We start from the raw sequence: 14,943 nt of genomic DNA, 5'->3' as shown, positions 1-14,943 counted from the left end.
GATTTTATCTCGCAACTGCGTGACGGATACGGCATGTCCGAGGCGCAAATTCAGGAGCAATTGCAAGGCGATGATGAATTCAAAGACCGTACGCTCGAATTGTTACCGGAAAATCAGGCAGCATTTTATTGGTTTTTGGATGTTGACGACCTCTGGATTTATTCAGAAGGATATCGTGTGGCGTTGGATGTACGAGCTGTTCTTGCTGACGCAGAAGCAACACAGCGCCATTTCACCAAACAAGACTATATGAAGTTACGATTAATTGGACGTAATGTAGTATCCACCCTGGCAGAACGATACAGTGAGCAAAAGTGATTTAGATATCATGATTAACCTGCTGGCAAATACCAAAGGTATGCGCTCAGAATATCAGCAGGCAATTACTCAGCAAGTAGCGCTGAATAAAGAAATGACGCGTGGACAATCTGCATCTACAGGTCAGGCCGCCGCGTTTACGCTTATTGAATCCAGCGTGAAAAAGCTGGATAGCAATATTCAGCAGCTAGTATCACAACAAAGCCGCCTAAACAAAGAAATTAGTGAATCCCGACAACAGTCTACAACGGCCACAGCAGGGGTCAGTCAGTATGAAAATGCTCTGCGCGATGTTGAGCGTGAAATACAGACTGTAATCAGCCGGCAGGACAGCCTAAACCGCAGCTTAAAAAATACATCATCATCAGGCAAAACCGCATCACAGAATATTAAATCCATCGAAACTAGCAGCCGAGGGTTGGGTGATGCCGTGCGCCCATTAGCTGGATATTTGGCCGGTGCGTTCGGCATTATGGCCGCAACGAATGCGGCGGTTAATATCAAAGACACCTTAGCGGATTACCAGTTGTTTCGCAGCCGGTTACAGTATTTAAGTGATGATACTAATGACTATGCACAAAGCATGGCATTTTTAACATCGTTGGCCGAGGAACACGGCAAAACAATTGTAGATTTAGGGGAAAGTTACACATCACTATCGGCGCTGAGAAAAGGCGATTTGATAGACCAGCAGCAACAGCAGCAGTTAATGATCGGGCTAAGCAACGCCCAAAGCGCATTGGGCGTATCTACTGACCAATTGGGTAATCTGATGTACGGCTTGGGTCAGGCGCTATCTCAACCCACAATTCAAGCGCAGGAATTTAACCAGGTAATGGAACCTTTACCTGGATTAATGCAAAACATAACAAAAGCGGCGGGCTTACAAGGCAAAACCTATCGAGATTTAGTGTTGGAAGGGAAAGTGACCAGCACAATGTTTCGAGATGATTTAATCACGGCGCTATCTGAATATGAAGGGGCTGCATCTGCAAATATCGATACAATTACCGCGCAGGAAAATGCATTAGAAAACCTACGCATTCAAACCGTCGCAGCCTTTGAAGAACCGATTAATAATGTGTATGGCGCATTGCTTGAAACCACCGCAGATAGTATGACATTTTTGCGTGACAATGCTGACACGCTAACAACAGCGATAGAAACACTTACAGCAATAGCGTTGGTGCGTGGTGCTGCAGCAATATCCACGTACGGCATTGAATTGGCGAAATCGACAATTGAACAAGACAACGCGACACAATCAGCAGTGGTAGCGGCAAAACGTCAACACGAATTAAATTTAGCAAACCAAACTGCGGCGCAACGTTCCTTAGCCGTAGCCAGCTCTGACACATTGCGTGCTAACGCGTTAACACGTCTAGCAAAAGCTAATCAGGCTGTTGCAGCGAGTACAGCGGCATTAAATGTGGCCACAACGCAATATACCGTTGTGGGGCGTGCGGCTACAACGGTGGCGCGGGGGTTGTGGGCGGCATTAGGCGGCATACCTGGCGTAATTCTGTTGGGATCATACGCGTTGTATGAATGGGCATCATCCAGCAAAGAGGCAACAAATCAAACCAAAGAACTTGATGAACAGGTTAAAGCGTTGCAGAACACGTTAAATCCATTCAGTAATTACACGCGAACTCAGGCATCCCTGGCATTAACGCGATACACAGGCCTGCTAAAAATCGCGGCTCAACAAGCTGATGAAATGCGTCAACGCTTCAATAATCCGTATTTCAAAACCACCGCTGATGATGTAATCAAAGCTGAAAAGGAAGTAAAAAAATACACGGATACAGTGAATTTTCTGCAAGAGGTATTGGCAAAAGGCGAAAATACCCCCGCACCAACGCAAACCGGTACCAATACGGACGACCTAGATAAATCACGCGAAAACTTACTGTACAACTTAAAGCAACAAACCGATTTGTACGGACAGACTGGTGAGGCTGGCCGTATAGCCTATGAAACAACCTATGGGGCCCTGAAAAAGTTATCTGCTGAGGAAAAAGCCAGCCTGATCCTGGCTGCATCAAAACTGGACGCGAAAAAAGCAGAAACGGACGCAAATAGAACGTTGCAGGCTGAAGTGGACAAACTACTGGCCAAAAATGAAGAAGAAAAGACGTTGTATGGTGATACATCACGGGTTGCCCAATTGCGCTATGACATCGAGCACGGCGCACTACAAAACGTTAATAAAGAATTAAGAGATAAACTGCTGTTGCAAGCCCAAGAGCTTGACAACATGGACAAAGCAAACGCATTGCAGCGAAAAGTTGAAAGCATCGCCGCGGCTAGCATGACGCCTGTCCAGACAGAAACAAACTTACATACTGAAAATATCACAACGTTAGAAACATATCGTGATTCGCTACCCGAAACAGACCTTGCAAAACGACAAGAAATTAATCAGTTGATAGAGGCCGAACAACAGCGGCACAGAGCTGTTATGGGAGAAATCCAGCAACAAACGAACAGCGAATTCGACGCTATGTGGTCAGAATCTTTTGATCGCTTTGCCTCTGGTATGGGCACTGCAACCGCCGATGCTCTATTTGAATCTGAAAATTTGAAAGATGGCGTTTTCAGTGTGCTACAAGCGACGGGTAAACAAGTTGTTGCGACTCTAATAGAAATTGGAGTTAAACGTTTGGCGCTGGCAGCAATTAACTCAACAGCAACCGCGACCGAAGCGACAGTAGCATCATCAGCAATGGCCGGTACCGGAGCGGAAATTACTGCAGCAATGGTACCGGCTGCGACCGCAACGACATTGGCCACAGCCGGTACCAATGGTGTTGGCTCTATAGCAGCGATTGGCGCTGTTGGTGCGGCAATGGCGAGTATGTTTGCCGGATTTTTTGATAATGGCGGCAACATTTCAGCGGGGAAATTTGGTATTGCTGGCGAATTCGGCCCTGAAATTGTCCGCGGGCCGGCATATGTGACTAGTAGAAAAGACACAGCAAAGATATTCGACAACATGGGGAACGGCAATAGTGGAGGCAATAACGTTGTTAACTACACCGACAACTCGGTTTTGAACGTGTCTGGTGGTAGCACAGATGAAATCGTTGAAAAAGTTAAGCCAATGCTGAAAGCGCAGAAGGAAGAAACACTAGCAGAGGTGGGCTATCAGTTTAAGCGCGGACGCGGCATTGTTTACGACGGCTGGAAGGCGGCACGATGACAATACCTATTTTTCCGCAACACATATTACCCAGTTCATTGAATTTTAGAATTGTGGCAAACAGTACTGTTGCGCGATCACAAAATAACATGAGTGAGGTATGGAAACGCCCCGGTGCAATTTGGACATTCAGCGGTACCTGGTCGCGAATCAAATACACCTATGGTCGTGAATTGGGAGTTTTCATTGATGATTTAGATGGTAGCGCAGGCCAGTTTATGATGTGGGATAGCACGCACAAACAACTGGGGGCATGGTCTGGTACTTTGCGCGTTGATGGTGATGATCAGACCGGCGAAATACTCAGCATTCGTGGTGCAGTGCCAAACGCATTAATAGCCCCTGCGGGTGACCGTTTCCAGCTTGATAACTACTTATATAAGTTGATGGAAGACGCTGTTGCAGATGGCGATGGCAACTGTACGCTGCGATTTAAACCGCAACTGTTTTTGACGCCCACAGACAGCACAGAAATCATAACAACTAATCCAATGTGCAAAATGATGCTGTCTGATAACGACCAAGGGCCGAGCTTTGCTAGCCGCAAAATAATCTTGCAAGACTTTAGTATATCTGGCTTTACGAGTATCCGACGATGACAACACGCATATTACATCCAACGATAGAATCATTACTGTCCGGTGAAGAAAAGCGCGCATGCTTAATGGGGTCTATTGTATGGCCATCAGGGATTGTTCGTTTTCACAATGGCCTTGGTACGTTACGTCATGACGGTGAAAATTGGTATGGCGTAGGTGAATTGGGGTCAATATCTGGCATTAAAGAAGGTGACGACAGCACAACCACATTAACGCTGCAAACTGCTGATGCGTCTCAAATTGAAGAAGCCGTGCGTGATGACGCGGCCGGCGGTGAAGTGCGTTTATATTTAGGTGCACTAGATGAGCATATGCGTTTAGCTCATGTGCAATTAATGATGCTTGGAATAGTGAATAAAACTCCTGTTAAGTATTCAGCGCCGCCATCTATATCTGTCGAGGTTGTTAGCTTAACTTCACGCTGGAATCACCCTAAACGCTACACAAAATACAATGCAGCATCGCAACGGGCTATTTACCCTACAGACAGTTTTTTTGACGACGTTGAAAACGTGGCTAAGGGGCCACTAAATTCATACAGTGGCAGTAACGCTGTATCTTCTGGCGGTGCAGCAGGAAATGGCGGTGACAACAAAAGGCTTAACCACAAATGATTGAATCGAAAAGCGCGATTGATGCGTTAACTCAATTTATTTTGGAAAACAAAAATAAACCGTTTATCTGGGGCGAAAATGACTGTTGCCTTTTCGCTGCCAATGCGCTTTTGGCGCAAACGGGGTATGACTACGCGGCCCAATACCGTAATCGCTATACAACTAGATTGGGTGCAGCGAGAGTGTTAGTTAATGATGGCCATAGCGATTTAGTGGATGTATTAACATCGGCATTGGGTGATCCCGTACCTAGATTGATGGCACGGCGGGGTGATGTTGTGCTGGTTGATTATGAGGGGGAACTAACTGCAGGGATCATGTATGGCAATGTGGTAGTGCAGGGGATGAATAAAATTGAAACGGTATCACCGCTGAATATCCAACATGTTTGGAGCGTAAAATAATGCCGCCGGTAATTATTGGTGTAGCTGTTGCCTTTGCCGCTACTGCTGTGGTCACGGTTGGGTATGCAATCGCTATAGGTGTTGCCGTGGCCATTGCTGCTGACGCCATGATGCCTGATGTGTCCGCTGGTCTAGGTGGGGTGGACACAACAAATCAGACACTACGAACCGAAACCAATTCATCACAAATAATGATTGTAGGCGAGGCGGTGACCAGCGGCCCAATCACCAAATATGAAAAGCGCACGTTCAATGAAAAAGAATACCATTTGTTTTGTACACCGCTTGCCGCACACCCTTGTGAATCGGTTGAACTTTACCAGTTGGACGGTGCAGCGCGTGGGAGCTTAACCGGTAACGGTTATCGCATTCTTGTGGAGCTTGGGGACCAAACCACCGCCAATGCCACATTACTATCTGAAATGACCACTGTTGATAATACGTTTGTAGGCTTTGGCATCACGTACGCCTACCACAAATACGAAATTAATACAGAGCTGTTCCCGAACGGCGTACAAGACGTTAAATTCTTGGTTAAGGGGATATCTGTTTATGATCCTCGCAAGGATAGTACGGTAGGTGGTGCAGGCACACATCGAGCTGATGACGAAACAACATGGGAGTGGAGCGACAACGCCGCGCTTATAAATATACATTGGAAACGTTTTGGTGGTGACTATGAAATACCGGTTGAAATGTTTGATATGCAAAACTTGGCATATGAAGCAAACCTTTGCGATGAGCTAGTTACATTTTTAGATAAGGACGGCACGTCTTATACAGAGAAGCGATGGACCTGCAACGGTGTAATTGACTTAAATAAAGGTCAACGTCTGGTTGAAGAAGAACTACTAAAAAGCTGCGGCGGGCGATGGGTCGAAGCTGGGGGTATATTTTATTTACTAACGGCGGCATATCGTGGGCCTGCAACAGTAACGTTAACCGATGATGATCTTATTGATGGCTACGATATAGATAGGACGCCTTACACCGAGTTAGAAGACCGTTGTAATGCGGTATCAGCAACATTCGTTGACCCAAAATCATACTATCAATCGACCACATGCACGGAAATCGAGAGCACCTATTACCAAACCGTACGCGACAAACGCTATTTAATGCATAGCCGTGAACTGGGTTATACAAACTCAGACACCATGTGCCAACGTTTAAACCGCATCTATATGGAACAACTGTCGACGGGCGATACATTAAAAGTTGTGGTGGGGTGGAAAGGGTTGAAGTGCGCCCCGGGAACTGTCGTTAATGTGAATTTTGAAGATGCTCGTATTATCGGCAAAGAATACGAGGTGATGGACTATGATTTCGATGATTCTAATATGGAATGGACGTTAGTTTTAAAAGAGACTGGGCCATCAATATTCGATGATTCGATTATTCCGTCTGAAAAAGACTTATTACCTAATTCTACGATTGATAACACTGTTATCACCCCCCCGTCGGCTGTTAACTACACGCCAACACCAAACGACGGGTACCGGCAAGGTTATTTGTCATGGAATCATGATGCCCCCCTAAGCCTGCGCAGATATGTAGTGCTGATTACACGGTTGCCAGATGATGGTTGGTCTAAAGTTTTTTACCCTGTTGATCCCACAGTTGATATTAATACGTTAGATGTTGGCACGTATCGGGCCGCTGTGTCAGCTCAAAACAGATTTGAAAAAACCAGTGTTGCCGCGGTGCATGATTTTACCGTGGGCGCTACGAGTACACCGGACAGCGCTACAGCAACAATCAGTGTTTTACCAGGTCGCGTGATTATTCATGGCCCAACGTTGCCAAACAACACTGCAACCTACGAATGGCGCTACTACTTTGCTGATGAATTTGATGACGCATTCAAAGCGGGTAAAAACGACACCATCACTGTAACCGATACACCACAAGATGGGACGCTTTACGTTTGGTACCGGTTGATTGATAAAAATCAGCCTGATTCGACCTGGCAAGAAATCGTGGTGCCAAATCTGATCGGTATTGAAGTGCCGCCGATTGATCCTGAAGAAGTGGCGAATTTGATGTTGCCAGGTTTGCCGGCGTCGGTTATTGACACAATTAATAATGTAACCAGCGATATATCTTTATGGTCTACCCAATCAGGTGAATTGGGTGATGACTATAGTGTACTGCTTTATAACGTTACCGAAGCAGTGAGCGCTAGCCACGCAAATCGGCTAGATATCATCGCAGTTAAAGAACAAGTCGGTGACAGCAGTGTGAACGCGCAGGTTGTCGATTATTTCAACGCCCAAATCGGTTATGAAGATGAATTCGGCAATTGGGTGGATGGGCCCCTGGCTCAACGGCTGGTTGAAACGAGCGTCGACACGTTAGACGGTGATTCGATGAGCGTGTATGCCTATTTACAGGCGTTGGAAACTGCATCTGGCGGGTTGGAGGGGCAGTTTCGCCTGGTGATTGACTCTGCAGGACGATGGACGGGCATTTTTGGTACCGATGATGGCGTAACTAGCGATGTAACCATAGCAACGGAAAATCTACACATCACACATTCGGATGGCCGAGAAGCAATGCGGCTGAACACATCCACCAATGAACTTGAATTTTTTGGCAGTGGTGTGTTTAGCGGCACGCTTACATCTGCAAAGAGTATCACCATCGGTGATTCGTTTATGAAAGTTGAAGACCCGGACGGATTCGGGCCGGATGATGTGTGGTACTGGTACGGCCCCCGAATTGTAGATGGTAATGGTGATCCTAACTACGCCGCATTATCCAAATCAAACGCGTATGAGTGGAAGGATACGCAGGCCAACGGAGGTATTGCAGGTAGTTTTCTCGAGGGTCAATTACTGCGACAAAAATATGCCACATCAACAACAACATCGGTGACAGCTGCTGGGCATGTATCGAATGGCAAACCGGTTACGATTAATTGCCAGATTGTGTTCAGGATTCAGTATTCAACGCCTAATCAGTTAGATGGTGAGCCCACGGAACTGCAGTATTGGATAAAGCGCGACAGTACAGTAATAAAGTCGGGTACGTTGCCGTGCAATCGAACGGAGATTGATCCAGGCGGCGAGCCAGGAGTGAACTGGATAACAAAGGATCATTGCGCATTTTCGCCCGCGTTCGTCGATACATCAAATTTAGCGACAACGTATGACTACACACTCGAAGTTTATGACTGGTCACCAGCAGGCACAACGTCATACGCGCTTGAAATCATGACCAACGAAAATCTAATAGGGTGATTCGATGAGCGCATACGTATTTGAATTATCTGATGTTTCAATCGCCAACGGTAGCGATATTTTGTATATCAATAACACGGATAGCGTTTTTGGTGCGATACCTGGCAGCATGGTATGGGTAGATGGTTACAGGCCTCGTTTTGTTGATAGTGTTGATACCACGGCTAACACTGTGAAATTGACAGCAAACTGGGATGGCCTAGCTGTTAACAATGCCCCTGCTACGATAGTGCCGTTACCAACCACGTCGGCTCAATTGAGCGCGATTGATGCTATTAATACGCTCATTGATGCGACTGATGATGTGATCGAGAGTCACGATAATTTTATATCTGGGCAAGCTTCATCTTTGCTGTATCGCATGAATAGCGCCAATGATGTTAGGGCGATTGATTCAGGTTTAAACAAAAAGCTAGTATCGATCAACGGCTTTTCATCAGCCGGCATCGGCCATGATTTGTTTTACCTTGATGAGTCAGATTTGGCATCTTTGGATGATGACTTTACGACATTGGTTACGGCAGACGGTGAGAGGTATAAATCTTTAAACTCAATTGCCAACGATGTTGTTACTGTTGGAACGTCAGGGAATTTTAGTACCATCAATGATGCGGTTGCAGCATTGTCTCGCAAGCAGCGCACACATACGGTTTCCGGCAATGAACCCTACCGCGCGACGATCAGGTTATTATCTGGTTTTGTCATGACAGAGCAACTTTTTGTTGACGCTATAAATCTATCATGGATCACAATTGAGGCCGAGGATAGTGAAGTGGTTATTGATAGGGCCTCACTTGTAAAAAGCTACCCCACATTAGATTACGCTTCAACTCCTGCATTTTTGGCTATAAACAATGGTGAGCTGCCAATTATTGGAGCCCTGTTTAAAATGAATTCAACTGGGAGCACTGATTACAATAAGCAGCACGGTGTTATGGTTGCATGGGGGGGTAAGGCAAGGGTAAAACCCTATTGCGGCGTCAAAAATGCTACCGGTCGCGGATTGTACGGCGTAAATGGATGGGCTTATGCTCGCAATTCTATTTTTTCGGGGGCGGGGAAATATGGATGTCGTCCATCAAATTCTTCTGTTTTTAATGTTCGAGGTTCAGATTTTTCAGGAGCTGGTGATACAGCAATGTATTGTGCAATGTCTCTAGTTGCCGCCCTTGCATGCAATCTTAGTGGTGCCGGCGTAGATGCAGTACAAACTCTTTATGGCAGTTATATTGTTTTATCTGATGCAAATTTAACTAATGCGGGGCGGTACGGCGTATGGGCGCGAGGTGGTTTGATAGAAGGTTACAATATTGATGTGTCAGGGTTTGGTTCCCGAGGTGTTCAGGCAGAGGGTGGGGCTCTAAAATCTGACGGGTTTATTTGTGACAATCCCGGGGGGGTGGTGATAAATGCAGTCCTTGGCGGCGAGGTAACCCTAACAAACGCAGAATTTACTAATGTAGCAGTGAACACAACAGTCGGGGCATATTCCGGAGGTATTGTTCGGTGTCCTGGTATCAGCATTACAGGACCGAACGCTGGAAATCAGCAATACAGCGTGTTAAATGGCGGCACAATTATCGCCCCGCTAACCAGCTATATCGGATCGCAAACACCCAACAAGCAGACCGAGGCGGGCCTAATAGTTTCTGACGGCGTTGTTAAAAATGTCGGTAACGCCAAAGTTTCAGCTGGAACGAATATAGTAACCGTCGATCATGGATTATCTTTTACACCAGATCGTGGACATATCCAAGTTACCCCCAACAACCAAGAGGCATCAACTAATCCGTGGTGGGTTGCAAACGTTAATAGCACATCATTTTCAATCGGCGTATACGCCCCGGGTGGGGTGGCCAGCGATGCATCATTTAATTGGTCGGCAGATATATCATAATAATTGAGGAGAAGTAAAAATGGCTACTATTAGAGAAGATCTGACTTCGGCGGAATTCGAGGCTGCGATCAGCAAAGCAACGCAAATTGCCCGTGGGGAAGCGACGATCCCAGAGGGTTCGGTGCCATCTGGTGTTATCGATACTATCGCCGAGGTCACGGAGGCGGCGTCCGCCGCAGATAGCAAGGCAGTGACGGCGAAGGATACAGCCGATGCAGTAAAAGAACAAGCTGACGGGGTTAGTGCGATCACGTCGGCGGCACCTTCGGCTGCTGGTTTTTTGCTGTCAAAACTGAAAAACAATCTGTCTGATGCGTGTGTATTCATGTGTTCAGATTCGACTGGAAACGCTCCCGACGAATCGCTGTATCTTATAACGCAGTGGTATGCAGCGCAGTTCCAAGAGTATACAGTATTGTATTATCTATGGGATACGGGGACAAACGCATACTTGTCAGCAGAGACTATTCAAACGGGTACGGGCGATAACACGCTTAAAGTTTACAACGCCGCAATCAATGGTAGCCGCCCTAATTACATACTAGGTGAGTTTTTTGATGATGCAGTTAAATCGATACCCAAAGCTGATCTAATAATTTATAACCATGGTCACAATTTGGGCCATTCCGGCACATGGGATACTACCAATCCATTGGATGGCAGGACACAACTGATGCTGGCAGGTATTCTTTCGATACTTGAAGTGCATGAGGGCGCAGGCGTTATTTTTAGTGGTCAGAACCCGCGGCGCGATGATGATTATGCAGACTTGATGCATGCTGCAATAGTTCAAGCGGCCGCTTTAATTGGTGCTGATGTTACTAATTCTTATGAACGTTTTATGGCTGTAGATAAAGACGTGGCTTATTACGAAGACAATATACATCCCAACGCGCTCGGTCACAGTGAGCTAATATATCCCGCGCTTGTTGAAAAACACTATTCAACAACGGGAAAATCCTCAGACTGCTCGCTATTGGAGGAGCGAGCAAATTTATTGGTGAATGGTGATTTTTCGGCGCTGACGTCTGATGAACCGGACGGTTGGACGCTGGTTAATACGGTAACGTCGCAGGATACAGCAAACTACGAAAGCATGAATGGTTACAGCATTAAATTGACATGGACCGGCGAGGGAGGATCACACAATATAAGTCAATCTATACCCGCCGCGCTTGTTCGTCGACTGTGGGGTCGCAGGGTAACATTGGCAGCGCGGGTCTTTATCCCCAATGGCTCACCATCAACTAGCCCTCGTGTAAAAATACAAACAACCGGCGCGTCCGCAACAAGCCGAGATGATGATCAAGGTCACGGAGGTTTTGTGTGGAAATTTATTAGTCTGGACATACCGGAAGATGCAACATTTGTGCAGGCGGTGTTAATCGGCGACGGTTCGACAACTGGCGGCAGTCCGAGCTTTGACAGGGCGATAATGACTGTTGGTGCAACTGCGCATGATCTAGCATATGCATAGGGGTGAGCTATGGCTTTATACGTAACCAAACCAACACAATCAATATCTGTAGATGTTGGCTATCCAGTTGTGATCGATATTACACATGCTGACTTGGGCAGCCATGCTGTTGCATCAACGATTGAAGGCGCGTTTGTTATTGATGACAATATAATGCTGGGCGGGTCGGACGCGCAACCCGTGTTTTTCGGCGCTGATGGCGCGTTGCTTAGGGGTGGGGATGCGCTAGTGCAAGTTGATGAGCGCATAATATCGACGGAAACAGAAACTGTTTTTACTGGCCCGTTTGATCCTATTGCAACGATAACAATAAATGGCGAGGTATTAAACTTTACTGAGGGTTCAATCGCGGCTGCAGAAGGCAGCACTGGGATTACGATCGTGACTAGTGGGTACATCAGTGAAGCTGAAATGTTTGGTGAAACATCGCTACTTGAAGCTTTGGAAACAAAACATTTTGAAATGATTTACGACGGCAACATACAATTGTTCGAGGGGCGCTCGAATCGTGAGGTTTTCAAATTCAAACCTGACGATTCAACGGGCCTACCCATGGATGGGGATTATTTGGATTTGTCTGACCCCAGATTTACGCGGGTTGAGGTCATTAGCGGCGAAAATTCAAAGATATCATCAATAGATGATGGGCGTATGATTAGAGGATCCAGTTTAGTGCCGGAACTGGGTGGTTTAACAGTTAATAATACATCCAGCGTAGAGTTAACAATTGTGTGCTATGCCGAGGGTGACGAAAAAGGATTTGTATTAACAGCGTCAGAAGATGTGCCACTAAGTAAAGCGACTGTGATTAAACGTCGCTATCGCACGATTTAGTCTATTGCCCTAAACTTGCATCGATAAATAATTCACGATATCCGCATAGTTCACTAACGGATATCGTGATGATCCCGCCTTCAGATAAAAATCACATGCCATTCGAACATGGATGGCTGTACCACAATTCTGGCACGCTGGTGCTAGCGTTAATGGTGTTTCTCGTTAATTTTGTTTTTAACGACATGCAATCAAACGATACTCAGCTAAACGCCGAAGTTAAGAACTTGAACATTCAAGTCGCAGAGCTGCGGGCCGTGATAACCCCAGTGATTAACAGTTTCAATCAGGTAAACCAGAAGCGCTATACCATTGATGATGCTGCACGTGATCAGGCGCGGTGGCAGCAGCAACTCGATGAAATGAAAAATCAGATGCGCGAAAACCAAACGACAATGCAGCAAATCAATGATCGGCTGTTTCGAGTGGAGGCGCAATTTTGAACCTCTGGATAAATCGACTGAGTACAGATGATCAAGGCACTCCCGGGCATTTATTTATTGGTCCCTGGGTAGCGCAAACGCTCGAATTGCCCTGGCGGGATAATCAGCAAAACATTAGTTGCATTCCGGCTGGGGAATACCCTATTCGACTAGTCAAAACGCGCAAGCCCATTGGCGGACGTTCGAATCTGTATTTGATTGATAATGTGCCTGGACGTAGCGGTATTTTATTTCATGCGGGTACCTGGGCAGGTGATAAGAGTAAGGGGTTTAAAAGCTCAGTATTAGGTTGTGTGTTGACTGGATATCGCAGCGGCATATATCAAGATCAGCGTGCAATTTTCGACACAAGACGCGCAGTAGGAGACATGTTATCTATTATGGCGGGGAAGGCCGGCACGATTAAAATTACAAATGGCTGGGAGGGTTGATATGCTCGATTGGATTGGCGATACATTGACTGCAGTGTTAAGCGGCGGCGCTACTGGGTTATTGGGTAGTGCAATACAGAGTTTTTCTAACTACAAAACTAAACAATTAGAATTTGAGCAAGAAAATATCAGGCTGGCACACGACGCACAGATGGTGCAGTTAGAGGCGCAAGCGTCAATCAGTATCAGTCAGCAAGAATCAGCAGCTCAAACAGAGAAAAGTGCATTTGAACTACAAACGAGTAGTTATTCGCATGACGTACGATCGTATATGCCTGATGTAGGGGCCCCGTCGTGGATTATTGCAGCGCTCGGTATTGTAGATGTATTGCGTGGATTAATTCGCCCAAGTTTAACTGCGTACATGGCTGTTGCAGCGGCGGTCATTCTGGCGTCGGCAAATAGTTTATTGGGTGACCTAGACCAAATAGCCGCCGCGGAACGGTTACAAACAGCGACAAATATTTGGGCAACAATGCTGTATGTGGCAACAACGATATTCTTCTGGTGGTTTGGACAGCGACCGCCGAAACGCAGTTAATGCATGGTCGCTAACAGTGCATAGCGGATATCGTCACTAGTTATTTCTGATGGTGGTTTACCCGATTTTTCAAGAAACGAAAGCGTGCGCAGTTTCGTTTCTGGGTCCAGCTTATCTTTCATATTGTTAGATTCAGCAACGTCAATCAAGGTGTGTAGCAAGTCGCCTTTTTCTTTTGATGTGTAGGATTTTATTTTGCCCGTCGATGCATAAAATACTTGCGACGATTTCCCGCTTCCAATACGGCCTTTAACAAGTACGTGGCCTGATGAAGCAGATAAAGCAGGCGTTTGTATTCGTGGTGGGGTGAGGGTTAGTGCGTATTTATTGTCATCGTCTATCATCTTGTATGTACCAAACTGTCCGCGACTGAACGCCTTAAAATTCAAAGCATCCATGGAAAAATAACGAACATTGCAGCGATTGAGAATGCCTTCAATATCTGAATTTCTTCGTGGGCCAAGAAGCATTTCAACGTGATTGTATTCAATGGTTTTATTTTTGAAGGTGCAGGTCGCAGGCTCAGACAAAATAACCGCTAATTGTTTGGTGTTGGGATTGTCACATAGGTATGCATCATAATTTGCATCTTGGTTATGTGCACTCAACATATCTTCAAACTCACTAGCACATGTGTATATGTCCAGCATAAATGGCATTCCGTGCCCGCCTAAGAGCCAGCTTAAATTCACATGCTCGGTACGCATGATCAGTGTCAATATTTCAGTGCCAGGCGGTTCATTATTCAGCATACGGCTAACCGAACCGCTGGATATCCCTAATTTCTTGGCCCACGGGTTTGCTTTTCTGCCTGCCAGCATCCACTGCAGGCGGCTGGAAAAATCATTCATATTACATACACGCATAAGTTAATAATTAAACGTTCTAGTAAATCTCAATATTTTGATATAAATCTCATAATATTGAGATTAAGATGT

At 46.0% G+C, this 14,943-nt stretch carries 13 protein-coding genes; 12 read left to right on the top strand and 1 reads right to left on the bottom strand.

From position 1 onward, the window contains the following. The first annotated feature begins 33 nt into the window (after window positions 1-33). From KO501_RS12295 to KO501_RS12240, 12 genes are all read left to right on the top strand, one after another. Window positions 34-318 (top strand): hypothetical protein, encoded by a 285-nt coding sequence (locus KO501_RS12295; RefSeq protein ID WP_216029973.1) that lies wholly within the window; start codon window positions 34-36, stop codon window positions 316-318. Beyond that, on the top strand, window positions 305-3,523 hold the full coding sequence (locus KO501_RS12290; protein ID WP_216029972.1) for a tape measure protein: 3,219 nt from the start codon (window positions 305-307) through the stop codon (window positions 3,521-3,523). The genes KO501_RS12295 and KO501_RS12290 overlap by 14 nt, the downstream gene beginning before the upstream one ends. Beyond that, window positions 3,520-4,122 carry a hypothetical protein gene (locus KO501_RS12285; protein WP_216029971.1) on the top strand — a complete coding sequence of 201 codons (603 nt, stop codon included), beginning with the start codon at window positions 3,520-3,522 and terminating at the stop codon, window positions 4,120-4,122. Before KO501_RS12290 ends, KO501_RS12285 begins: the two co-directional genes overlap by 4 nt. Beyond that, the gene (locus KO501_RS12280) at window positions 4,119-4,736 is read left to right on the top strand and encodes a hypothetical protein (protein WP_216029970.1); all 618 of its coding nucleotides are present in this window, start codon (window positions 4,119-4,121) and stop codon (window positions 4,734-4,736) included. Before KO501_RS12285 ends, KO501_RS12280 begins: the two co-directional genes overlap by 4 nt. Continuing rightward, a complete protein-coding gene (locus KO501_RS12275; protein ID WP_216029969.1) occupies window positions 4,733-5,140 on the top strand; it encodes a hypothetical protein in 408 nt (135 codons plus the stop codon). Before KO501_RS12280 ends, KO501_RS12275 begins: the two co-directional genes overlap by 4 nt. Then, entirely contained in the window at window positions 5,140-8,382 is a 3,243-nt protein-coding gene (locus KO501_RS12270) for a phage tail protein (RefSeq protein ID WP_216029968.1), read from the top strand. Before KO501_RS12275 ends, KO501_RS12270 begins: the two co-directional genes overlap by 1 nt. 4 nt (window positions 8,383-8,386) lie before the next feature. Further along, a complete protein-coding gene (locus KO501_RS12265) occupies window positions 8,387-10,279 on the top strand; it encodes a hypothetical protein (RefSeq protein ID WP_216029967.1) in 1,893 nt (630 codons plus the stop codon). Window positions 10,280-10,298: 19 nt separating this feature from the next. Beyond that, entirely contained in the window at window positions 10,299-11,756 is a 1,458-nt protein-coding gene (locus KO501_RS12260; RefSeq protein ID WP_216029966.1) for an SGNH/GDSL hydrolase family protein, read from the top strand. Window positions 11,757-11,765: 9 nt separating this feature from the next. Next, a complete protein-coding gene (locus KO501_RS12255) occupies window positions 11,766-12,590 on the top strand; it encodes a hypothetical protein (RefSeq protein ID WP_216029965.1) in 825 nt (274 codons plus the stop codon). Between the two features lie 68 nt (window positions 12,591-12,658). Further along, complete coding sequence (locus tag KO501_RS12250) at window positions 12,659-13,033, top strand: hypothetical protein (RefSeq protein ID WP_216029964.1); 375 nt, start codon at window positions 12,659-12,661, stop codon at window positions 13,031-13,033. Next, window positions 13,030-13,464 carry a DUF5675 family protein gene (locus KO501_RS12245; RefSeq protein WP_216029963.1) on the top strand — a complete coding sequence of 145 codons (435 nt, stop codon included), beginning with the start codon at window positions 13,030-13,032 and terminating at the stop codon, window positions 13,462-13,464. Before KO501_RS12250 ends, KO501_RS12245 begins: the two co-directional genes overlap by 4 nt. A 1-nt stretch (window position 13,465) precedes the next feature. Beyond that, window positions 13,466-14,005, top strand: coding sequence for a hypothetical protein (locus tag KO501_RS12240; RefSeq protein ID WP_216029962.1), 540 nt, complete (start codon window positions 13,466-13,468; stop codon window positions 14,003-14,005). Here KO501_RS12240 and KO501_RS12235 read toward each other — a convergent pair. Then, complete coding sequence (locus KO501_RS12235) at window positions 14,002-14,856, bottom strand: hypothetical protein (protein ID WP_216029961.1); 855 nt, start codon at window positions 14,854-14,856, stop codon at window positions 14,002-14,004. The genes KO501_RS12240 and KO501_RS12235 overlap by 4 nt on opposite strands. Window positions 14,857-14,943 lie beyond the last annotated feature (87 nt).

Origin of the sequence: Alteromonas sp. C1M14, from assembly GCF_018860965.1 — a bacterium.
Lineage (GTDB): Bacteria > Pseudomonadota > Gammaproteobacteria > Enterobacterales > Alteromonadaceae > Alteromonas.
Note: the sequence above shows the minus strand (reverse complement) of the source record. Positions and strands in the feature narration are given on the sequence as shown.

Excerpts from the sequence above, each read along its gene's own strand:
- KO501_RS12240 (WP_216029962.1), top strand. The coding sequence starts at position 13,466 with ATGCTCGATTGGATTGGCGATACATTGACTGCAGTGTTAAGCGGCGGC.
- KO501_RS12285 (WP_216029971.1), top strand. The coding sequence starts at position 3,520 with ATGACAATACCTATTTTTCCGCAACACATATTACCCAGTTCATTGAAT.
- KO501_RS12275 (WP_216029969.1), top strand. The coding sequence starts at position 4,733 with ATGATTGAATCGAAAAGCGCGATTGATGCGTTAACTCAATTTATTTTG.
- KO501_RS12270 (WP_216029968.1), top strand. The coding sequence starts at position 5,140 with ATGCCGCCGGTAATTATTGGTGTAGCTGTTGCCTTTGCCGCTACTGCT.
- KO501_RS12235 (WP_216029961.1), bottom strand. The coding sequence starts at position 14,856 with ATGAATGATTTTTCCAGCCGCCTGCAGTGGATGCTGGCAGGCAGAAAA.
- KO501_RS12280 (WP_216029970.1), top strand. The coding sequence starts at position 4,119 with ATGACAACACGCATATTACATCCAACGATAGAATCATTACTGTCCGGT.
- KO501_RS12260 (WP_216029966.1), top strand. The coding sequence starts at position 10,299 with ATGGCTACTATTAGAGAAGATCTGACTTCGGCGGAATTCGAGGCTGCG.
- KO501_RS12255 (WP_216029965.1), top strand. The coding sequence starts at position 11,766 with ATGGCTTTATACGTAACCAAACCAACACAATCAATATCTGTAGATGTT.
- KO501_RS12295 (WP_216029973.1), top strand. The coding sequence starts at position 34 with ATGTCCGAGGCGCAAATTCAGGAGCAATTGCAAGGCGATGATGAATTC.
- KO501_RS12250 (WP_216029964.1), top strand. The coding sequence starts at position 12,659 with ATGATCCCGCCTTCAGATAAAAATCACATGCCATTCGAACATGGATGG.
- KO501_RS12265 (WP_216029967.1), top strand. The coding sequence starts at position 8,387 with ATGAGCGCATACGTATTTGAATTATCTGATGTTTCAATCGCCAACGGT.